The organism is Streptomyces sp. NPDC032091 (assembly GCF_055580265.1).
Window position 1 is genome coordinate 69,204 of sequence record NZ_JBVILR010000003.1, and the last position, 20,565, is coordinate 89,768.

Consider the following 20,565-nt stretch of genomic DNA (forward strand, 5'->3'; position numbering starts at 1 on the left):
ATGCATCACATGAGTGGCGTGGATCACGGGAGTCGTCGGCACCGTCTGCTGGTCCTGGGGATCTGCTGCATGAGCCTGCTGATCGTCAGTCTGGACAACACCGTCCTGAACGTGGCCCTGCCCGCGATGCGACGCGAGTTCGACGCGTCGGTCTCGGGGATGCAGTGGACCATCGACGCGTACACCCTGGTCATCGCCTCGCTGCTGATACTGGCCGGGTCGACGGCGGACCGGATCGGGCGCCGGAAGGTCTTCGCCTGGGGGCTGGCGCTCTTCACGGCGGGGTCGGTGCTGTGCTCCCTGGCGCCCGGTCTGCACTGGCTGATCGTCTTCCGGATGGTCCAGGCCGTGGGCGGGGCCATGCTCAACCCCGTCGCCATGTCGATCATCACCAACACCTTCACCGACCCCAAGGAGCGCGCCCGCGCGATCGGGGTCTGGGGTGCGGTGGTCGGGATCTCGATGGCCGCCGGACCGCTGGTCGGGGGGCTGCTGGTGGACTCGGTGGGCTGGCGGTCCATCTTCTGGGTCAACCTGCCCGTCGGGCTGGCCGCCCTGGCCCTCACCCTGCGCTTCGTCCCGGAGTCCCGCTCCGAGCGCCCGCGGCGGCCGGACCCGGTGGGGCAGGTGCTGGTCGTGGCGCTGCTGGGCGGGGTGACGTACGCGATCATCGAGGCGCCGGCGCAGGGGTGGCGCTCCCCGCCGATCCTGGCGTGCGCGCTGGGCGCGGTGGCCGCGCTGGGCGGACTGCTGTTCTACGAGTCCCGGCGGACGGACCCGCTGATCGACCCGCGCTTCTTCCGCAGCGCCCCCTTCAGCGGGGCGACCGTGATCGCGGTGAGCACCTTCGCCTCGCTGTCCGGGTTCCTCTTCCTGACCACCCTCTACCTCCAGGAGGTGCGGGGGCTGAACGCCTTGGACGCGGGGCTGCACATGCTGCCGATGGCCGCGTTCGCCTTCGTCTGCGCGCCGGTCTCGGGGCGGCTGGTCGCCAACCACGGGCCGCGGCCGTCGCTGCTGGTGTCGGGGGTGGCCATGGGGGCGAGCGGGCTGCTGTTCGCGGCGTTCTCAGCGGAGTCCTCCACCCCGTTGATGTTCACCGGCTACGTGCTGTTCGGCATCGGCTTCGGCCTGGTCAACGCTCCGATCACCAATACGGCGCTGTCGGGGATGCCGCGCTCGCAGGCAGGGGTGGCGGCCGCGGTGGCCTCCACCAGCCGGCAGACCGGCGGGGCGCTGGGCGTGGCGGTGATAGGGGCGGTGCTGGCGTCCGGGACGGCGGGCGGTGCGGACTTCGCCACGGCGACCCGGCCCGCCTGGTGGATCATCACCGGCTGTGCGTTCGTGGTCCTGGTCGTGGGGGCCGTCACGACCGGGCCATGGGCGCATGCCACCGCCCTGCGGACGGCCCGGGCGCTGGAGCCGTCGCAGCCGTCCGCGCCTCCCGGTCCCCCGCCCGGTCCTTCCGCTCCGCCGCCGGGGCAGGCTCCCGGGCCGCGCATGGACGGCGGGCTGCCGCCGGCTCCCGGGCCGGCTCCGGCGGGCTGAGGCCGCCGCGGCGAGCGCCGCTCCCGAAGTGCCGCTCCGCACCACCGCCGACATGACGGCTGACAGATATTGAAATCTGTCAGCCGTCATGCCATTCTCTTCTCATGAGTACGCACGAGAACACCACCGCGCCCGCCACCTCCGCGACCCCCGCCGCCCGCCGCCTCGGCGCCACCGGCCCGGCCGTCTTCCCCCTGGGGCTGGGCTGCATGGGCATGTCCGCCCTCTACGGCGGGGCCGACCGGGCCGATTCCCTCGCCACCCTCCACGCCTTCCTGGAAGCGGCGCCCGAGGGCATGCACGCGCTCCTGGACACCGGCGACTTCTACGGCATGGGCCACAACGAGCTGCTGATCAACGAGGCCCTGCGCACCGCCCCGGCGGCGGCCCGCGAGCGGGCGCTGACCAGCGTCAAGTTCGGCGCCCTGCGGACCGTCGAGGGCGGTTTCACCGGGTACGACGGGCGGCCCGAGGCCGTGAAGAACTTCCTGGCCTACTCCCTCCAGCGGCTCGGCCGCGACCACATCGACGTCTACCGGATCGCCCGCGTCGACCCGGACGTCCCGATCGAGGAGACCGTCGGCGCCATCGCCGAGGCCGTCCAGGCGGGCCACGTCCGGCACATCGGCCTCTCGGAGGTCGGCGCGGACACCCTGCGCCGGGCCGCGGCGGTCGCCCCGATCTCGGACCTCCAGATCGAGTACTCGCTGCTCTCGCGCGGCATCGAGGACCGGATCCTGCCGACCGCCCGCGAGCTCGGCATCGGCGTCACCGCGTACGGGGTGCTGTCCCGGGGCCTGATCAGCGGGCACTTCAGCCGGGACCGCGCGCTGGCCCCCGGCGACTTCCGCGGGATGAGCCCCCGCTTCCAGGGCGACAACCTCGGCCGCAACCTCGACCTGGTCGAGGCCCTGCGCAAGGTCGCCGGCGAGAAGGGCGTGACCGTGGCACAGATCGCCATCGCCTGGGTGCTCGCCCAGGGCCCGCTGCGCGGCGCCGACATCGTGCCGCTGGTGGGCGCCCGCCGCCGGGACCGGCTGACCGAGGCCCTCGGCGCGCTGCGGGTCGAGCTGACCGAGGCCGACCTGGCCGCCGTCGAAGCGGCGGTCCCGGCCGGCGCGGCGTCCGGCGACCGGTATCCGGCGGCGCAGATGGCCCACCTCGACAGCGAGCACTGAGCTGGCGGTACGGTCGTACCCATGCCCTCCGCTGCCGCCGAACCCCTGACCCCCGAGCGCATCCTCGAAACCACCGAGGAGGTGCTGCGCCGCTTCGGCCCCACCAAGGCGACCGTGGTGGACGTGGCGCGCGCCCTGGGCGTCAGCCACGGCAGCGTCTACCGGCACTTCCCCTCGAAGGCGGCGCTGCGCGAGGCCGTCACGGACCGCTGGCTCGCCAAGAGCGTGGTCATGCTGGAGGGGATCGCCTCGGCGCCGGGCGAGCCCGCCCCCTCGAAGCTGGAGTCCTGGCTGGAGGCCCTCTTCGAGGCCAAGCGCCACAAGGCGGGGGACGACCCGGAGCTGTTCGCGACGTACACGGTGCTGCTCGGCGAGAACAGCGGGGTGGTCGACGCCCACCTGACGGAGCTGATCGACCAGCTGACCCGGATCATCGCCGAGGGTGTCGCCGCCGGCACCCTGGCCGCGCCCGACGTACCGGCCGCCGCGCGCGCCGTCTTCGACGCCACCGGCCGGTTCCATGACCCCCAGTACGTGGCGGAGTGGCTCTCGCCCACGATCACCGCGGAGTTCGAGGCCGTCGTCGGGCTCGTCGTCAGGGGCCTGCGCGCCTGAACCGCCGCGGCTGCGCCTCCCGTTGCGCGGAAGGAGACACTCCGCACGGTTTGGCGATCATTTTGAGCCGTGTCGACTTGTACATGTCAGTGACAGTTCCTTACGGTCCCCCTACCGCACTACTCAGGCACGTTCCAGGGGGAACCTTGTCCACGGCAGCAGTACAGCCCTCACCTCCCGCACGCTCCGGCGGCGCCGCCGCCATCGGTCTCGTCCTGACCATCGCGCTCAGCGTGGTCGCGCCGATCGTCACCTACAACACGCTCGTCGACGACCACGGCTGGAGCGAGGCCTCGGCCCTGCTGGTCAGTGGCGCCTGGCCGGTCCTCGACAGCGCCGTCATGGTGGCCTGGCGGCGCAAGCTGGACGAGTTCGCCATCGTCACCCTGGTGTTCCTGGCGATCACCGCCGCCGTGTCCCTCGTCGGCGCCAACTCGACCCGGGCCCTGCTGGTCAAGGACTCCGCCGTCACCGGGCTGTTCGGGCTCCTGTGCCTGGCCACGCTGCTCGCGCCGCGCCCGCTGATGTTCTACTTCGGCCGGAAGTTCGGCACGGACGGCACCCCGGCGGGCGTGGCGTACTACAACGGCCTGTGGCAGTACGAGGGCTTCCGCAACGCCCAGCGCCGCATGACCCTGGTCTGGGGCGTGGTCTACCTCATCGAGGCCGCGGTCCGGATCGCCCTGTCGTACGTCCTGGACACCTCCACCATGGTGACCATCAGCCCGTTCATGATCTACGGGACGCTCGGCGGTCTGGCCCTGTGGACGGTCCGCTTCGTCAAGCGCACCAAGGCGGAGGGCGAGAAGCGGGCCGCGGCCGCGGCGGCCGCCGCGGCCGAGCAGGCCGGCGCCTCCGCGGCCTGACCAGCGCGGAAGGGAAAAGACCGGTGGCCCGGTGCGCGATCCGCGCACCGGGCCACCGGTCTTTGGCTTCCGGACCTAGCAGCCCAGCAGACGGCTGCCGAGGTAGCCCTGGATCTGGTCCAGGGACACGCGCTCCTGCTTCATGGTGTCGCGCTCGCGCACGGTCACCGCGTTGTCGTCCAGGGTGTCGAAGTCGACGGTGACGCAGAACGGCGTACCGATCTCGTCCTGGCGGCGGTAGCGGCGGCCGATGGCGCCCGCGTCGTCGAACTCGATGTTCCAGTTCTTGCGCAGGTCGGCGGCCAGGCCCTTGGCCTTCGGCGACAGCTGCGCGTTGCGGGACAGCGGCAGGACGGCGACCTTGATCGGGGCCAGGCGCGGGTCGAAGCGCATCACGGTGCGCTTCTCCATGACGCCCTTGGCGTTCGGGGCCTCGTCCTCGATGTACGCGTCGAGCATGAAGGCGAGCATGGCGCGGTTGACGCCGGCCGCCGGCTCGATGACGTACGGGGTGTAGCGCTCGCCGGCCTCCTGGTCGAAGTACGTGAGGTCCTGGCCGGAGGCGGCGGCGTGGGCCTTGAGGTCGTAGTCCGTGCGGTTGGCGACGCCCTCCAGCTCGGAGAACTCACTGCCGCCGAAGTTGAAGCGGTACTCGATGTCGGCGGTGCGCTTCGAGTAGTGGGACAGCTTCTCCTTCGGGTGCTCGTACCAGCGCATGTTCTCCTCGCGCATGCCCAGGCCGCGGTACCAGTTCCAGCGCTCCTGCATCCAGAACTCCTGCCACTCCTCGTCCTCGCCCGGCTTGACGAAGAACTCCATCTCCATCTGCTCGAACTCGCGCGTGCGGAAGATGAAGTTGCCCGGCGTGATCTCGTTGCGGAAGGACTTGCCCATCTGCGCGATGCCGAACGGGGGCTTCTTGCGCGAGGCGGTCTGGACGTGGGCGAAGTTCGTGAAGATGCCCTGGGCGGTCTCGGGGCGCAGGTACGCCTTCGAGCCGGTGTCCTGGGTGGGGCCGAGGTGGGTCTCCAGCATGCCGGAGAACTGCTTCGGCTCGGTGAACTGGCCCTTCACACCACAGTTGGGGCAGTTGATGTCGGCGAGGCCGTTGGCGGGGACGCGGCCGTGCTTGGCCTCGTAGGCCTCTTCCAGGTGGTCGGCACGGTGACGCTTGTGACAGGAGGTGCACTCGGTCAGCGGGTCCGAGAAGGTCGCGACGTGGCCGGAGGCCACCCAGACCTCGGGGGCCAGGATGACGGAGGAGTCGAGGCCGACGATGTCCTCGCGCCCGGTGACCATCGCCTTCCACCACTGGCGCTTGATGTTCTCCTTGAGCTCGACACCCAGCGGACCGTAGTCCCAGGCAGCCCTGGAACCGCCGTAGATGTCACTGCAAGGGAAAACGAAGCCACGGCGCTTGCTCAGGCTGACGATGGTTTCGATCTTGTCGGCGGCCACGGTGCTCTCTTCATTACGAGGACGAACGGCGAAGGCTTTAGGTTACCGGCGCCCGCACCCTCCACTTCAAGTCGGTATCCCCTTCCAGCATGCCCCCGCGGGCCCCCCACCTGCCTTTTTGACAACGGTTTCCATCTTTGATGAAAATGGATGTCATGAACGTACGACGCCTCATACCCACCGCCGCGCTCGCCGGAGCCGTCGCCCTCGCGGCCACGGCCCTCACCGCCTGCTCCGGGGCCGGTGCCGCGGGCGCGGACAAGGACGGCAGACTCGGCGTGACGGCGTCGTTCTACCCCCTGCAGTTCCTCGCCGAGCGGGTCGGCGGGGACCACGTGAAGGTCACCACCCTCACCAAGCCGGGCGTCGAACCGCACGACCTGGACATCACCCCCCGGCAGACCGGACAGCTGGGCGACTCCGACGTGGTCCTGTACCTCAAGGGCCTCCAGCCCGCCGTCGACAAGGCCATAGCCCAGTCCGGCGTGAAGAACACCGTGGACGCGGCCACCCTCACGAAGCTGGAGGTGCACGGCACCTCCGGCGAGGAGGACCACGACCACGCCGCCGAGGGGGACGACCACGGCCACGACCACGGGGAGGCGGGCGAGGACCCGCACGTCTGGCTCGACCCGGTCAAGTACGCGGAGATCGCCAAGGGCTTCGGCGCCGCACTGGAGAAGGCCGACCCCGGGCACGCGGCCGACTACCGGAAGAACACCGACCGACTGGTGGCCGAACTGGCCACGCTGGACAAGGAATTCGCCGAAGGCCTGAAGAACACGGCCTCCAGGACCTTCATCACCACGCATTCCGCTTTCGGCTACCTCGCCGAGCGCTACGGCCTCGACCAGGAGGGCATCTCCGGCGTCGACCCCGAGGCCGAGCCCAGCCCGGCCCGGATGAAGGAACTCCAGGCCGTCGCGAAGAAGGACAATGTGACGACCGTGTTCTTCGAGGCCCTGGCCAGCGACAAGACGGCCAAGACCCTGGCCCGGGACACGGGCCTGCGGACCGACGTCCTCGACCCCCTGGAGGGGATCACCGACAGGTCCCAGGGCGCCGACTACTTCGAGGTCATGCGGTCCAACCTGAAGAACCTCCAGAAGGCCCTCGGAACCAAGTGATCACAGCAGCAACGGAGGCGCGAGCCATGCAGTCAACGCCCCGACCGGCGAACGACGACCAGACCGTCATATCCCTGCGCGGGGCCACGGCCTCGCTCGGCTCCCGCCCCGTGCTGCGCGGGGTCGACCTCACCGTCCGCCGGGGCGAGGTCGTCGCCCTGCTCGGCGCCAACGGCTCCGGCAAGTCCACGGCCGTGCGCGCCGTGGTCGGCCAGGTACCGCTCACCGGCGGCTCCCTGTCCCTCTTCGGCACCGACTTCAAGCGCTTCCGCCAGTGGCCGCGCATCGGCTACGTCCCCCAGCGCACCACCGCCGCCAGCGGCGTCCCGGCCACCGTCCGGGAGGTCGTCTCCTCCGGCCGCCTCGCCCGCAGCCGCTTCGGGATCCTGCGCAAGGCCGACAGGGCGGCGGTCGAGCGGGCCCTGGCCCTCGTCGACATGGACGGCCACGCCGACGCCTCGGTCAACGCCCTCTCCGGGGGTCAGCACCAGCGCGTGCTCATAGCCCGGGCGCTGGCCGTCGAACCCGAGCTGCTGATCATGGACGAGCCGATGGCCGGCGTGGACCTGGCCAACCAGGAGGTCCTCGCGAGCGCCCTGCGCCAGCAGGTCGCCGCCGGGACCACCGTCCTCCTCGTCCTGCACGAGCTGGGCCCCCTGGAGCCCCTCATCGGCCGGGCCGTCGTCCTGCGCGACGGCTGCGTCGTCCACGACGGGCCGCCGCCCGAGGCCGTCGGGCAGCACGCCCTCCCCGGCCACGACCACGTACACCCCCACGCGGCGCACGACGCCGAGCCCCTGCGGACGGGACTGCTGAGCTGATGGACATCCTGCACCAAGCCTTCATGCAGCGGGCACTGATCGCCGCCGCGCTGGTCGGCATCACCGCGCCCGCGATCGGCACGTACCTCGTCCAGCGCCGCCAGGCGGTCATGGGCGACGGCATCGGCCACGTGGCCATGACCGGCGTCGCCCTGGGCTTCCTGCTCAACACCAGCCCGGTCTGGATGGCCACCCTCGTCGCGGTCGTCGGCGCCGTCGGCATGGAGCTGATCCGCTCCCGCGGCAAGACCAGCGGGGACATCGCGCTCGCCATGCTCTTCTACGGCGGCCTGGCCGGCGGCGTGATGATCATCAACCTGGCCCCGGGCGGCTCCACCGCCAACCTGAGCAGCTACCTCTTCGGCTCGATCAGCTTCGTCTCCCCCGAGGACGTCACCGCCGTGGTGATCCTCGCCGCCTTCGTCATCGCCGTGACCATCGGGCTGCGCCGCCAGCTGTTCGCGATCAGCCAGGACGAGGAGTTCGCCCGCGTCACCGGCCTGCCGGTGCGCGCGCTGAACCTGCTGATGGCCGTCACGGCCGCCGTCACCGTCACCGTGGCCATGCGGATCGTGGGCCTGCTGCTGGTCAGCGCCATGATGGTGATCCCCGTCGCGGCCGCCCAGCGGGTCGCCCGCGGCTTCGCCGCGACCCTGTCGCTGGCCATGGGGATCGGCGTGGTGGTCTCGCTGAGCGGTACGGCCGCCACGTACTACATGGACGCGCCGTCCGGCGCCACGATCGTGCTGCTGGCCATCGCCGTCTTCGTGGCCACGACGGCCCTGTCCACGCCCGTGGCCCGGCGCCGCGCGAAGGCCGCCCGGGCCGCCGAGGAGGTCTGCACCCGGGACGACGTGAAGGTCCAGTAGGACCGGCCGCCTGGCACAATGAGGCGAGGCCGAAACGAGGAGGAACCGGTGGCGACTGCGCCTGGCGAGACGAATGCCGCGCCAGTACGAGGGCGATCCACCCGGCAGCGGGCCGCCGTGGCGGCGGCGCTGGACGAGGTGGACGAGTTCCGCAGCGCCCAGGAGCTGCACGACATGCTCAAGCACCGCGGCGACTCCGTCGGCCTGACCACCGTCTACCGCACCCTGCAGTCCCTGGCGGACGCCGGCGAGGTGGACGTGCTGCGCACCAGCGACGGCGAGTCCGTCTACCGCCGCTGCTCCACGGGCGACCACCACCACCACCTGGTCTGCCGCAAGTGCGGCAAGGCGGTCGAGGTGGAGGGCCCGGCGGTGGAGAAGTGGGCGGAGTCCATCGCGTCCGAGCACGGCTTCGTGAACGTGGCCCACACCGTCGAGATCTTCGGCACCTGCGCGGACTGCGCCGCCGCCGGCTAGTCCGAAAGGGTCGGATTCCGGTCGAACACCGGTCGGAATCCGGTCGGAATCCGACCGCTCAGAGCCGCGGCAGGTGCGCCGTCAGGAGCTCCCGCACCCGGTCGACGTCCCCGGGAGCCAGGACGGCCCGCTTCGGGAGCCAGCCCAGCCCTCCCCGGCCCGCGTCCAGGACGAACAGGTTCCGCGTCTCGCTCCAGTGCCGGTAATCCGTCCACGCCATGGCCACCGCCGGCCCGTCGGGCCGGGGCCGGCGCAGCCCCGACGCGGTGAGCGTGCAGCGGTACTCGGGGTACTCCGAGGCGCAGCGGCGCAGCCGGCGCGCCATGCCCGACCAGCTGAGGGCGAGCCCGGCGAGGCCGGCGCACACCGCCATGCCCGTGACGAGGGCCAGTGCCACCAGGTCGACCTCGACGCCGTGCCGGAGCACGATGGACGCGGGCGCCAGCAGGGGCAGCACGACCAGCCACATCAGCAGGCGCAGCCGTCCCGCCGAGGTCCTGGTGGTGTACCAGCGCAGCACTTCCGCCACGTCCCCGCGCTCCGGACGGTAGGCGAGCTCCACCGCCTGATCAGTCATGTTCATGGCGGCAGAGCCTAGCCGTCCGGTCAGCTCTCGGAGCCCTCGGGCTGGTTGGGGACCGCGCCGCCGAAGCGGCGGTCGCGCTGGGCGTACTCCAGGCAGGCGTCCCACAGGTGGATCCGGTCGAAGTCCGGCCACAGGACGTCCTGGAAGACCATCTCGGCGTAGGCGCTCTGCCAGATCAGGTAGTTGGACGTGCGCTGCTCGCCGCTGGGGCGCAGGAACAGGTCCACGTCCGGCATGTCCGGGTAGTAGAGGTACTTGGCGAGGGTCTTCTCATTGACCTTCGAGGGGTCCAGCCGGCCGGCCTTCACGTCCTCGGCGAGGGCCTGGGCGGCGTCGGCGATCTCGGCGCGGCCGCCGTAGTTCATGCAGAAGTACAGCGTCAGCCTGTCGTTGCCCTTGGTCTGCTCCTGGGCGACCTGGAGCTCCTTGGCCACGGACTTCCACAGCTTGGGCATGCGGCCCACCCAGCGCACCCGGATGCCGAGCGCGTCGAGCTGGTCGCGGGTCTTGCGGATGAAGTCCCGGTTGAAGTTCATCAGGAAGCGCACCTCGTCGGGCGAGCGCTTCCAGTTCTCCGTGGAGAAGGCGTACAGGGAGATGTTCTTGACGCCCATCTCGATCGCGCCCTGGAGCACGTCGAGGACGCGCTCCGCGCCGACCTTGTGTCCCTCGGTGCGCGGCAGGCCCCGCTCCTTGGCCCAGCGGCCGTTGCCGTCCATCACGATCGCGACGTGCTCCGGGACCAGTTCGCCCGGGATCTTCGGCGGGCGGGCGCCGGTCGGGTGCGGTTCGGGGAGCGTGTAGTCCCGTCGGGAGAGTCCCAGGAATCCGCGTACTGCCATGGCGCTTCGGTCTCCGATCTCGGTCACTTCTCTACGTAACGCAAGGAACGCAGCCCGCGTTCCAGATGCCAGTGCAGATAGGCGGAGACGAGTCCGCTCCCCTCGCGCACGTGCCGCGGCTCGGCCGCGTCGGCCGTCAGCCAGTCCCCCGTCAGCAGGGCGCTGAGCAGCCCGATGGCCTCAGCAGATGGTACGACGCTTCCGGGGACCCGGCAGTCGCCGCATATGACCCCGCCCGCGGCGACGGAGAAGTGCCGGTTGGGGCCGTGGATGCCGCACTTCGCGCAGTCCTCGAAGCTGGGCGCGTAGCCGTTGACCGCCAGGGAGCGCAGCAGGAAGGCGTCGAGGACCAGGTGCGGTTCGTGTTCGCCGCGCGCGAGCGTGCGCAGGGCGCCGACCAGCAGCAGGTACTGCTGTACGGCGGGCTCGCCCTCGTTCTCGGTGAAGCGTTCGGCGGTCTCCAGCATCGCGGTGCCGGCGGTGTAGCGAGCGTAGTCGGTGACGATGCCGTTGCCGTAGGGGGCGATGATCTCGGTCTGGGTGCACAGCGGCAGGCTGCGGCCGATCAGCTCGCTGCCCCGGGCGAAGAACTGCACGTCGGCATGGGAGAAAGGTTCCAGCCGGGCGCCGAACTTGGACTTCGTGCGCCGTACTCCGCGGGCGACGGCCCGGACGCGGCCGTGGCCGCGGGTGAGCAGCGTGATGATGCGGTCCGCCTCACCCAGCTTCTGGGTGCGCAGCACGATGCCGTCGTCGCGGAACAGACTCATGCGTCCCATTGTCCCCCGGGCACGGACAGCACCGGCCCCCGTCCGGAGCTGGTGTCCGGACGGGGGCGGCACCCCTTGGGAGGATCAGGGGGGAGGCGGAGGCGGTCAGGCGGCGGGCGCCCCCGCCTCGTCGGCCTCCTCGGCTCCGGCCTGCGCGGCGTCGGCCTTCGGGGCGTCGGCCTTCGGGGCGTCGGCCTTGGTGACGTCCGCCTTCGGAGCGTCGGCCTTCTCGGCGGACGCCGGGGCGGCGGAGGGCTGGGCGGGCACCTCGGCGTGGCCGGTCAGGGCCTCGGCCAGCGTCTCGGCGAGGGCCTCGGCCGGCGCGGCCGTCCGCGCGTCGTCCGCGGCCAGGCCGTTGAAGACCAGGTTGAGGATGATGGCGGCGCTGGCACCGAGGGTCACACCGCTGTTGAGCAGCGAGGACAGGTCCGGGCTCATGTGCTTGTCGAAGTAGGCCGGGACCGTGGCGGGGAAGAGCGCGAAGGCCAGCGAGACGCCGACGATCAGGGCGTTCTTCTCCTCCTTGAGGTCCACCTTCGCCAGGGTCTGGATACCGGCGAGGGCGACCATGCCGAACATCACGGTGGCGGCGCCGCCGAGCACGCCGGGCGGGACGGAGGCGACGATCGCGGCGGCCTTGGGGATCAGGCCGAGGACGATCATGAAGACGCCGGCGGCCACGACCACGAAGCGGCTCTTGACCTTCGTCATCCGCACCAGGCCGACGTTCTCGGCGAAGGCGACGTACGGGAAGGAGTTCAGGATGCCGCCGAGGGCGGTGGCGGCGCCGTCGGCGCGCAGGGCGCGGGCGACGGTCTCGCTGTCGACCTCCTTGCCGACGATGTCGCCGACGGCGTAGGTGTCACCGGTCGTCTCGACCATGGTGATCAGCATGACGATCAGCATGAGGAGGATCGGGAACCACTCGAACTTCGGGACGCCGAAGTGGAAGGGGGTGGTGACGCCGATCCAGTCGGACCTGCCGACGTCACCGAACTTGGCGTCGCCGAGGAGGAAGGCGGCGGCCGTGCCGCCGACCAGGCCGAGCAGGATGCCGATGCTGCGCAGGAACGGTCCGCCGAACTTCATCAGGACGAGGATGAAGAGCATGGTGCCGCCGGCGTAGGCCAGCTGCGTGGGGACGCCGCCGTCGGCCACGGTGGGGGCGCCGCCCGCGGCGTCCTTCAGGCCGACCGGGATCAGGACGATGCCGAGGACCGTGATCACCGTGCCGGTGACGACCGGCGGGAACAGCCGCATGACCGCGCGGAAGGCCTTGGCGGGCAGCCAGGCGAAGGCGAAGGTCGCGATGCCGGCGGTGATGACGGCGCCGTAGATGACCAGCAGGGCGGCCGTACCGCCGCCCGCGCCGAGGCCGATGGCGATCATCGGGGAGACCGCGGTGAAGGTCACGCCCTGGATCAGCGGCAGCCGGGCGCCGACGCGGCCGACGCCGAAGGCCTGGATGATCGAGGCGATACCGCAGGTGAAGAGGTCCGCGTTGATCAGGTAGACCAGCTGTTCAGGGCTCAGCTTCAGCGCACTGCCGACGATGATCGGAACGATCACCGCGCCGGCGTAGAAGGCGAGTACGTGCTGGAAGCCGTACAGCGCGAGCTTGGGGAGGGGGAGCACCTCGTCGACCGGGTGCGAGCTCTGCTCTCCGCTTTCGGAAAGCCGGGCGGCGACACGTGCCATCTCTGCCTTGCCCTTCAAAGGAGGTAGGTAATTGAGAGGAAGCTGGTTATCCCCTGGCCGGAGTGGGTCGCTAACCCGTTGGTCCGCCGGGGTTGTCAGTGGGAACACGCAGATCTCGTCGTGTGACCGGAATTGAACGCCTGTGGAAGTGCTCACAGATATCGGAGACTCCGACAAAGTGTCGGCCTTCCGGGGCACTCTCTCTGGAGGTTCCTCCCATGGCGGTCGCCCGCGCGCAGGAGTATGGGAACCCGGCCCACGGCGGCCCCCTTCCCCCTGCACACCTGCGAAGTTCCCGGCGCTGACACGGGATTTACGGGCTCGCATGGATTCGGCCACGCAAATCAGAGGGGCCGATTCAGGGCGTCCGGAATGCGGAACATTTGTACGGAAGCGGGAACTCCGTGCGTTCCGGAGACTCCGGGCAGCTCCCTTTCCGGCCGGTACGGCCGAATCGTTACCTCCCGGACGCCCACATGTCGGGATTCCGCCTCCCGAACGCGTCGGGGCCCGGCGGAAAAACTCCGCCGGGCCCGCTTCGGCGTGCGCGCCGTGAGCCGCTAGGGCGCGCGCACCGCGGACAGGAGGCCGTCCACCTCGTCCGAACCCATGCGCAGCGCCGCGCCCACGGTGGCGAGCACCGCGCGCTCGGCGGGGATGTAGGGCCCGTCCGCCAGGGCGATCCGCGCGCCCGTCAGCAGGATCGATTCGCGGCCGGGGCCGGCCAGGTGCGCGGCGAGGGGCTCCAGCGCCTCGTGGAGCTCGATCGACAGGGCCGCCCCGCAGCACTCGGGCCCGTCGTAGAGCCCCAGCCGGCCCTCCTCGGCGGCCAGCGCCTCCACGAGGGATTCCAGCTGCTCCTCGGTGCAGTCCTGGAAGCCGGCCGCCCGTACGGCCGACACGGCGGTCTCCAGCGCGCTGCGCGAGGCGGTCCCGCCCGCGGCGAGCACGGCCAGCGCCACGGTGTGCACGGCGTCGCGCAGCAGCGCGGAGAAGCGGGTGGTGGTGAGGTGGTCCAGCACCTCGGTGCCGAAGCGCCGGCGGCAGGCCTGGCACTCGACGACGGGTCCGGCCTGGCCGCGCGGCAGCAGCGGCAGGCCGAGCACGGTGAACCGGCGGCGCCCGGTGCGCCGGCGGTAGTTGCGGTCACCGCCGCAGCCGGGGCAGAAGAACTCCCCGTCGCCCACGGTGTTCCAGCTGGTACGGATGCCCCAGAGCGTCAGCTTCCGGCCGTCCCCACCCCGAACTGGCAGCACGTCGCACCTCCGTAACCGCCCGGCAACGACGCCGGGTTGGCGTGATGTTAGCCACATCGGTGAGTGTGCGTCAGTCGTGCGACAAGACAACATGGTCCCGGGGGCGCACTTGGCCGATCTGCGCCCCCGGAACACGGCCCTGGAACACGGCCCCGGAAGACGACGGAGCCCCGCCCCTCCGGCCGGAGGGGCGGGGCTGCGTCAGGGGTGGTTCAGCGGCCCGCGCGGTTGACGGCGGAGATGACCGCCTTCAGGGAGGCGCGGGTGGTGTTGGCGTCGATGCCGATGCCCCACAGGACCCGGCCGTCGATGGCGCACTCGATGTACGAGGCGGCCACGGCGGAGGCGCCCTCGCTCATCGTGTGCTCGGTGTAGTCCAGCAGGCGGGCGTCCACGCCGATGCCGGCCAGCGCGTCGAAGAAGGCCGAGATCGGACCGTTGCCGGTGCCGTTCAGGACCGTCTCCACGCCGTCCACGACCGCCTCGACGGTCAGCGTGTCCGTGCCGTCCTTGTCGGTGGTGGTGGAACCGGAGCGCAGCTGGATGCGTCCCCACGGGTTCTGGGGGTTGGGCAGGTACTCGTCCGAGAAGGCCTCCCAGATCGCCTTCGGCGTGACCTCGCCGCCCTCGGCGTCGGTCTTGGCCTGGATGATCCGCGAGAACTCGATCTGCATGCGGCGCGGCAGGTCCAGCTTGTGGTCGTTCTTCAGGACGTAGGCGATGCCGCCCTTGCCGGACTGGGAGTTGACCCGGATGACCGCCTCGTAGGAGCGGCCGACGTCCTTCGGGTCGATGGGCAGGTACGGGACGGCCCACTCGATCTCGTCGACGGTCTTGCCCTGGGCGGCCGCGTCGGCCTCCATGGCGTCGAAGCCCTTCTTGATGGCGTCCTGGTGGGAGCCGGAGAAGGCGGTGTAGACCAGGTCGCCCGCGTAGGGGTGGCGCGGGTGGACCTCCATCTGGTTGCAGTACTCGCTGGTGCGGCGGATCTCGTCGATCTGCGAGAAGTCGATCTGCGGGTCGATGCCCTGGGAGAACAGGTTCATGCCCAGGGTGATCAGGTCGACGTTGCCGGTGCGCTCGCCCTGCCCGAACAGACAGCCCTCGATGCGGTCGGCGCCGGCCATCAGGGCCAGCTCCGCGGCGGCCACGGCGGTGCCGCGGTCGTTGTGCGGGTGCACGGAGATGCAGATGTGCTCGCGGCGGGTCAGGTTGCGGGCCATCCACTCGAAGCGGTCCGCGTGGGTGGAGGGCGTCGAGCGCTCCACGGTGGCGGGCAGGTTCAGGATGATCTCGCGGCCCTCGCCCGGCTGCCAGACGTCGCAGACGGCCTCGCAGACCTCCAGGGCGAAGTCCAGCTCGGTGTCGGTGAAGATCTCGGGGCTGTACTGGTAGCCGAAGACGGTCTCGGGGCCCAGCAGCTTCTCCGCGTACTCCATGACCAGGCGGGTGCCGTCGACGGCGATCTGCTTGATCTGCTCCTTGGAGCCGCGGAAGACCACCCGGCGGAAGGTCGGGGCGGTCGCGTTGTACAGGTGGACCGTGGCGCGCTTGGCGCCGACCAGCGATTCGACGGTCCGCTCGATCAGGTCCTCGCGGGCCTGGGTCAGTACGGAGATGGTGACGTCGTCCGGGATCGCGCCCTCTTCGATGATCGAGCGCACGAAGGCGAAGTCGGTCTCGCCGGAGGAGGGGAAGCCGACCTCGATCTCCTTGTAGCCCATGCGCACCAGCAGGTCGAACATCTCGCGCTTGCGGGCGGGGGTCATCGGGTCGATCAGCGACTGGTTGCCGTCGCGCAGGTCGGTGGAGAGCCAGCGGGGGGCCTGGGTGACGCGGGCGTCCGGCCAGGTACGGTCCGGGATGTCCACCTGCTCGTACATGCCGTACTTGTGGATCGGCATCCCAGAGGGCTTCTGGGTGTGCGTCGCGTTGGTGATGGGCGTGGGGCGACCGACAAAAGGCTGCTGGCTCATGGCGTTGGGCTCCTCGCGTGTCCGCGGTAGTTCGCTGGGACGGCCGACGGCGGTAGTGAAAACCGCAACACCAAACTCCGCGGGGAGGGGGCCGGCCTACGACTACAGACCCTCGCCGCGGCAGCTAAGGAGAAGCAGCCCGAAACGCATGATGGGCCGAGCCTAACCGAGCCGCGCCGTGTCGCGAGGACCTGTTTCAGTATGCAAGACCGGGGCGCCCGATTTATACCCTTTGTGACTCAGGACGCCTTTCCTCCGCCAAGGTCCGGCGGATCCGTCAACACGGCGCGACGTCTTTGAGACAACCGAATGAATCATGCTCGCTGCTAGTGACACCGACATCACCCACTGCCACATTTCCGGGCATGGATGCCTTCCTTTCCCACGGACACGCCCCCCACCACCCCGTCTTCTGCACCGTGGTGCCGCCGCACCTGCTGGACAAGGCCGCCCGCTCCGCCGACTCCACCCGGGCCGACGCCGCCCAGCGCACCCTGGAGACGGACGCCCTCCTGCGCACCCGGCGCCGGATCAGCACCGTCCGCGGGATCGTCCCGGCCGACGCGGACCCCGCCGCCCCCGAGGGGCCGCGCCGCACGATCTACGACGCCCAGCACCACACGCGCCTGCCGGGGAGGAAGGTCCGCGCGGAGGGGGCCGACGCCTCGAAGGACGCCACCGTCAACCGCGCGTACGCCGGGCTCGGCGCCACGTACGAGCTCTTCCTCAAGGGGTACGGCCGCCGCTCGATCGACGGCTCCGGCCTGCCGCTGGACGCGAGCGTCCACTACGGCGAGGCCTACAACAACGCCTTCTGGGACGGGGAGCAGATGGTCTTCGGCGACGGGGACGGGGACCTGTTCCTCGACTTCACCGTGTCGGTGGACGTCATCGGCCACGAGCTGACCCACGGCGTCACCCAGTACACGGCCAACCTCGACTACCACGGCCAGTCCGGCGCCCTGAACGAGTCGATGTCGGACGTGTTCGGCTCGCTGATCAAGCAGTACTCGCTCGGGCAGACCGCCGACCAGGCGGACTGGCTGATCGGCGCCGGGCTCCTCGGCCCGAACGTCACCGGGGTCGCGCTGCGCTCGATGAAGGCGCCGGGGACGGCGTACGACGACGACGAGCTCGGCAAGGACCCGCAGCCGGCGACGATGGACGGCTACGTGACCACCTCGCGGGACAACGGGGGCGTCCACATCAACTCCGGCATCCCCAACCACGCCTTCTACATCGTGGCGACCGAGCTGGGCGGCAAGGCCTGGGAGCGGGCCGGGCAGATCTGGTACGACACCCTCACCGGCGGGCAGCTGGAGTCGCGGGCGGACTTCAAGGACTTCGCCCGGCTGTCGACGGCGGCGGCCGTCACCCGGTTCGGGGAGGGCGGCGCGGAGCACCAGGCCCTCCAGAAGGCCTGGGCGGCCGTCGGCCTGGGGTAGGAATGCGGGCATGAAGATCGAAGTGGTGCGGACGGGCGGATTCGCGGGGATCGAGCGCCGGGCCGAGGTGGACACCTCGGGCCGGCCCGACGAGCAGGAGTGGCGGGACCTGGCCGAGCTGGCCCTGCACCCCCACCCCAGGGCCGCCGAGGGGCCGGGCGGGGTCCGGGACGGGTTCGCCTACAGCATCACGGTGGACGGGCGGACGGTGTCCTGCGAGGACCCGCACCTCACGGACGCCCAGCGCGGCCTGATCACCCGGGTGCTGAAGGAAGGCGCGTAGCAGCGGCCCGCCGCCGCGGCCCCGGCCCCGGCCCCGGCCCCGGCCCACAAAGGAGATGCCCCGGGCCGGGCGGTCCTGCTTGGATGGCCGGATGACCGAGACGATCTTGAACACCCTGGAGCAGTACTACGACACCGTGCCCCGCCGGGGTGGTGCCCGGGGTGAGGATTTCGGGCCGCTGACCCTGTTCGTCCAGGAGGGGAACGGCTGGCAGTACTACGCGCGCCCCTCGCTCGGGGGCCCCGAGGCCACCGTCGCCGACGTACGAAAGGTGCTGGAGAGACAGCGGGAGCTGAAGGTGCCCGAGGCCTTCGAATGGGTGGCCGAAAACAGCCCCTCGCTCCGTGCCGCCGTGGAAGCGGCGGGGCTCCACGTCCACGCCCACCCGCTGATGGTGCTGGACGCCGGCGCCGAGCCGCTCGCCCCGCACCCGGAGGTGCGCGTACTCGGCCCCGGGGACCCGCTGCTCGCGGCCGCCGTCACCGTGACCGGGCTGGCCTTCCGCGAGCCGGGCACCGCTCCGGGGCAGGCCGGACCGGCGGAACTGGCGGCGGCCGTGGCCGACCCGTCGGTGGAGGAGCGCCGGGCGCGGGTGTCGGGGAGGCTCGCGGACGGGCGTACGGGGATGGCGGCGGCGGTCCGCGACGGGGTGGTGCTCTGCTCGGGCCAGTACAACCCGGTCGGGCAGGTCGCCGAGATCGTCGGGGTCGGTACGCTGCCCGCGGCCCGGCGGCAGGGGCTGGCCCTCGGGGTGACGTCGGCGCTGCTGGCCGATGCCCTCGGGCGCGGGGTGACGACGGTGTTCCTGTCGGCCGGTGACGAGGACGTGGCCCGGATCTACGCCCGCGCGGGCTTCCGCCGCGTCGGCACGGCCCTGATCGCGGAGCCCCCGGCGGCGTAGGCCGGAGCCGTTTTTGCGGAAACGGCAAGAACGTTTGCCCCGCTTCGGGGCGGGGGCGGAGCATCGGCGGTGTCCGTACAGGCGCTCACCGCACCCACCGAGGAGACCGCGTGCCCACCCCCTCCCCCACCCACCACGAGCACGGTCACGGCCGGCGCACCGAGGCCGCCGGCCAGGAGTTCTGGGACTCCCGCTACCGCGAGAGCGAGCGGATCTGGAGCGGCCGCCCCAATTCCGTCCTGGTCCGGGAGGTCGCGGACCTCGCCCCCGGCCGGGCCCTGGACCTCGGCTGCGGCGAGGGCGCCGACGCGGTCTGGCTGGCCGGACGGGGCTGGACGGTGACCGGCACCGACATCTCCCCCGTGGCACTGGACCGGGCGACGGGGCACGCCGCGGAGGCGGGCCTGGCCGACCGGATCGCCTTCGAACGCCACGACCTCGGGGAATCCTTCCCCGCCGGGGAGTTCGACCTCGTCGCCGCCTGCTTCCTGCACAGCCCGGGCGAGATGCCCCGCGAGCGGATCCTGCGCACGGCCGCCGCGGCCGTCGCCCCGGGCGGGGTCCTGCTGGTGGCCGGGCACGGCGGCCCGGCCCCGGGCGCCGAGAACCCGCACCCGGACCTGCACTTCCCCACCCCCGAGGAGGTGCTGGCGGCCCTGGAGCTGCCCGAGGACGGCTGGGAGGTGCTGGTCTGCGCCGAGCACGAACGGGTCGGCGCGGAAGCCGACCGGCCCGGACACGGCTACGACAACACCCTCAAAGTCCGGCGCCTGGCCTGAGCCCGGGCCCCGGCGGGATCAGAAGCCGAGCTTGCGCAGCTGCTTGGGGTCCCGCTGCCAGTCCTTGGCGACCTTCACGTGCAGGTCGAGGAAGACCGGCGTGCCGAGCAGCGCCTCGATGTGCTTGCGCGACTTCATGCCGACCTCCTTCAGGCGGGAGCCCTTGGGGCCGATGATGATGCCCTTCTGGCTGGGCCGCTCGATGTAGACGTTGGCGTGGATGTCGAGCAGCGGCCGGTCCGCCGGGCGGTTCTCCCGGGGGATCATCTCCTCCACGACGACCGCGATGGAGTGCGGGAGCTCGTCGCGGACGCCCTCCAGGGCGGCCTCGCGGATCAGCTCCGCGACCATGACCATCTCGGGCTCGTCGGTCAGGTCGCCCTCGGGGTAGAGCGGGGGGCTCTCCGGCAGCATCGGCGCGATCAGGTCGGCCAGCAGCTGGACCTGGGTGTCGCCGACCGCCGACACGGGGACGATCTCGGCCCACTCGATGCCCAGCTCGGCGCCGAGCTGCTGGATGGCGATGAGCTGCTCGGCCAGCTGCTTGGACTCGACCAGGTCGGTCTTGGTGACGATGGCGATCTTGGGGGTCTTCTTGATCCCCGCGAGCTCCTTGGCGATGAACTTGTCACCGGGGCCGAGCTTCTGGTCGGCGGGCAGGCAGAAGCCGATGACGTCGACCTCGGCCCAGGTGGTGCGCACGACGTCGTTGAGCCGCTCGCCGAGCAGGGTGCGCGGCTTGTGCAGGCCGGGGGTGTCCACCAGCACCAGCTGGGCGTCCGGGCGGTGCACGATGCCGCGGACGGTGTGGCGGGTGGTCTGGGGCCGGTTCGAGGTGATCGCGACCTTGGTGCCCACCAGCGCGTTGGTCAGGGTCGACTTGCCCGCGTTGGGGCGGCCGACGAAGCAGGCGAAGCCCGCGCGGTGCGGGGCGGTGGGCTCGGGGGAACGATCGCTCATACGGGCCATTCTCCCCGATGCCGCCCGGCCCGCCGACCAGGCCGCCGCCGCGGGGTGTGCCGCCCTCCTGCGGACCCGCCCGCCGGGAGCCCGGCGGGCGGGTCCCGCTG

Annotated in this window: 20 protein-coding genes; 12 read left to right on the plus strand and 8 right to left on the minus strand. The window is 71.3% G+C overall.

Translation table 11 applies throughout. The features are described 5' to 3' along the window. From ACZ5NJ_RS06105 to ACZ5NJ_RS06120, 4 genes are all read left to right on the plus strand, one after another. Positions 1-1,548 carry an MFS transporter gene (locus ACZ5NJ_RS06105; protein ID WP_468763277.1) on the plus strand — a complete coding sequence of 516 codons (1,548 nt, stop codon included), beginning with the start codon at positions 1-3 and terminating at the stop codon, positions 1,546-1,548. Between the two features lie 104 nt (positions 1,549-1,652). Continuing rightward, positions 1,653-2,726 (plus strand): aldo/keto reductase, encoded by a 1,074-nt coding sequence (locus tag ACZ5NJ_RS06110; protein WP_468763280.1) that lies wholly within the window; start codon positions 1,653-1,655, stop codon positions 2,724-2,726. A 21-nt stretch (positions 2,727-2,747) separates the two neighbouring features. Next, the gene (locus tag ACZ5NJ_RS06115) at positions 2,748-3,341 is read left to right on the plus strand and encodes a TetR/AcrR family transcriptional regulator (RefSeq protein WP_468763282.1); all 594 of its coding nucleotides are present in this window, start codon (positions 2,748-2,750) and stop codon (positions 3,339-3,341) included. Positions 3,342-3,487: 146 nt separating this feature from the next. After that, entirely contained in the window at positions 3,488-4,207 is a 720-nt protein-coding gene (locus ACZ5NJ_RS06120; protein ID WP_468763284.1) for a VC0807 family protein, read from the plus strand. A gap of 75 nt (positions 4,208-4,282) precedes the next feature. On the opposite strand, the gene ACZ5NJ_RS06125 is transcribed toward ACZ5NJ_RS06120, so the two are convergent. Further along, positions 4,283-5,665, minus strand: a complete 1,383-nt coding sequence (locus ACZ5NJ_RS06125; RefSeq protein WP_468763286.1) for a glycine--tRNA ligase — start codon at positions 5,663-5,665, stop codon at positions 4,283-4,285. A 155-nt stretch (positions 5,666-5,820) separates the two neighbouring features. On the opposite strand from ACZ5NJ_RS06125, the gene ACZ5NJ_RS06130 reads away from it, so the two are divergent. From ACZ5NJ_RS06130 to ACZ5NJ_RS06145, 4 genes are read left to right on the plus strand one after another with little or no spacing between them, the layout of a single operon-like run. Further along, the gene (locus ACZ5NJ_RS06130) at positions 5,821-6,792 is read left to right on the plus strand and encodes a metal ABC transporter substrate-binding protein (RefSeq protein ID WP_468763288.1); all 972 of its coding nucleotides are present in this window, start codon (positions 5,821-5,823) and stop codon (positions 6,790-6,792) included. A 26-nt stretch (positions 6,793-6,818) separates the two neighbouring features. Continuing rightward, positions 6,819-7,613 carry a metal ABC transporter ATP-binding protein gene (locus tag ACZ5NJ_RS06135; protein ID WP_468763290.1) on the plus strand — a complete coding sequence of 265 codons (795 nt, stop codon included), beginning with the start codon at positions 6,819-6,821 and terminating at the stop codon, positions 7,611-7,613. After that, positions 7,613-8,482 carry a metal ABC transporter permease gene (locus ACZ5NJ_RS06140; protein ID WP_468763292.1) on the plus strand — a complete coding sequence of 290 codons (870 nt, stop codon included), beginning with the start codon at positions 7,613-7,615 and terminating at the stop codon, positions 8,480-8,482. The genes ACZ5NJ_RS06135 and ACZ5NJ_RS06140 overlap by 1 nt, the downstream gene beginning before the upstream one ends. Before the next feature lie 48 nt (positions 8,483-8,530). Further along, positions 8,531-8,959 (plus strand): Fur family transcriptional regulator, encoded by a 429-nt coding sequence (locus ACZ5NJ_RS06145; RefSeq protein ID WP_468763294.1) that lies wholly within the window; start codon positions 8,531-8,533, stop codon positions 8,957-8,959. Positions 8,960-9,017: 58 nt separating this feature from the next. Here the strand turns inward: ACZ5NJ_RS06145 and ACZ5NJ_RS06150 are convergent, their stop codons facing one another. From ACZ5NJ_RS06150 to leuA, 6 genes are all read right to left on the minus strand, one after another. Next, positions 9,018-9,542, minus strand: coding sequence for a YcxB family protein (locus ACZ5NJ_RS06150; protein ID WP_468763297.1), 525 nt, complete (start codon positions 9,540-9,542; stop codon positions 9,018-9,020). Positions 9,543-9,565: 23 nt separating this feature from the next. Beyond that, a complete protein-coding gene (locus ACZ5NJ_RS06155; protein WP_468763299.1) occupies positions 9,566-10,387 on the minus strand; it encodes an isoprenyl transferase in 822 nt (273 codons plus the stop codon). Between the two features lie 23 nt (positions 10,388-10,410). Next, a complete protein-coding gene (gene recO / locus ACZ5NJ_RS06160) occupies positions 10,411-11,157 on the minus strand; it encodes a DNA repair protein RecO (RefSeq protein ID WP_468763302.1) in 747 nt (248 codons plus the stop codon). Positions 11,158-11,262: 105 nt separating this feature from the next. Beyond that, entirely contained in the window at positions 11,263-12,855 is a 1,593-nt protein-coding gene (locus tag ACZ5NJ_RS06165) for a nucleobase:cation symporter-2 family protein (protein WP_468763304.1), read from the minus strand. Between the two features lie 560 nt (positions 12,856-13,415). Beyond that, on the minus strand, positions 13,416-14,111 hold the full coding sequence (locus ACZ5NJ_RS06170) for a tellurite resistance TerB family protein (RefSeq protein ID WP_468763306.1): 696 nt from the start codon (positions 14,109-14,111) through the stop codon (positions 13,416-13,418). Between the two features lie 212 nt (positions 14,112-14,323). Then, positions 14,324-16,087, minus strand: a complete 1,764-nt coding sequence (gene leuA, locus ACZ5NJ_RS06175; RefSeq protein ID WP_468763309.1) for a 2-isopropylmalate synthase — start codon at positions 16,085-16,087, stop codon at positions 14,324-14,326. Positions 16,088-16,452: 365 nt separating this feature from the next. Here leuA and ACZ5NJ_RS06180 point away from each other — a divergent pair, with 365 nt between their 5' ends. The 4 genes from ACZ5NJ_RS06180 to ACZ5NJ_RS06195 all read left to right on the plus strand — a co-directional run bounded on the left by ACZ5NJ_RS06180 (position 16,453) and on the right by ACZ5NJ_RS06195 (position 19,495). Beyond that, on the plus strand, positions 16,453-17,532 hold the full coding sequence (locus ACZ5NJ_RS06180; protein WP_468763311.1) for a M4 family metallopeptidase: 1,080 nt from the start codon (positions 16,453-16,455) through the stop codon (positions 17,530-17,532). Between the two features lie 10 nt (positions 17,533-17,542). Further along, positions 17,543-17,815 carry a protealysin inhibitor emfourin gene (locus ACZ5NJ_RS06185; protein ID WP_468763313.1) on the plus strand — a complete coding sequence of 91 codons (273 nt, stop codon included), beginning with the start codon at positions 17,543-17,545 and terminating at the stop codon, positions 17,813-17,815. A 91-nt stretch (positions 17,816-17,906) separates the two neighbouring features. Then, positions 17,907-18,716 carry a GNAT family N-acetyltransferase gene (locus ACZ5NJ_RS06190; RefSeq protein WP_468763315.1) on the plus strand — a complete coding sequence of 270 codons (810 nt, stop codon included), beginning with the start codon at positions 17,907-17,909 and terminating at the stop codon, positions 18,714-18,716. Positions 18,717-18,826: 110 nt separating this feature from the next. Then, on the plus strand, positions 18,827-19,495 hold the full coding sequence (locus ACZ5NJ_RS06195; RefSeq protein ID WP_468763318.1) for an SAM-dependent methyltransferase: 669 nt from the start codon (positions 18,827-18,829) through the stop codon (positions 19,493-19,495). Positions 19,496-19,513: 18 nt separating this feature from the next. Here ACZ5NJ_RS06195 and era read toward each other — a convergent pair whose 3' ends face one another. Further along, entirely contained in the window at positions 19,514-20,464 is a 951-nt protein-coding gene (era, locus tag ACZ5NJ_RS06200; protein ID WP_385529032.1) for a GTPase Era, read from the minus strand. Positions 20,465-20,565 lie beyond the last annotated feature (101 nt).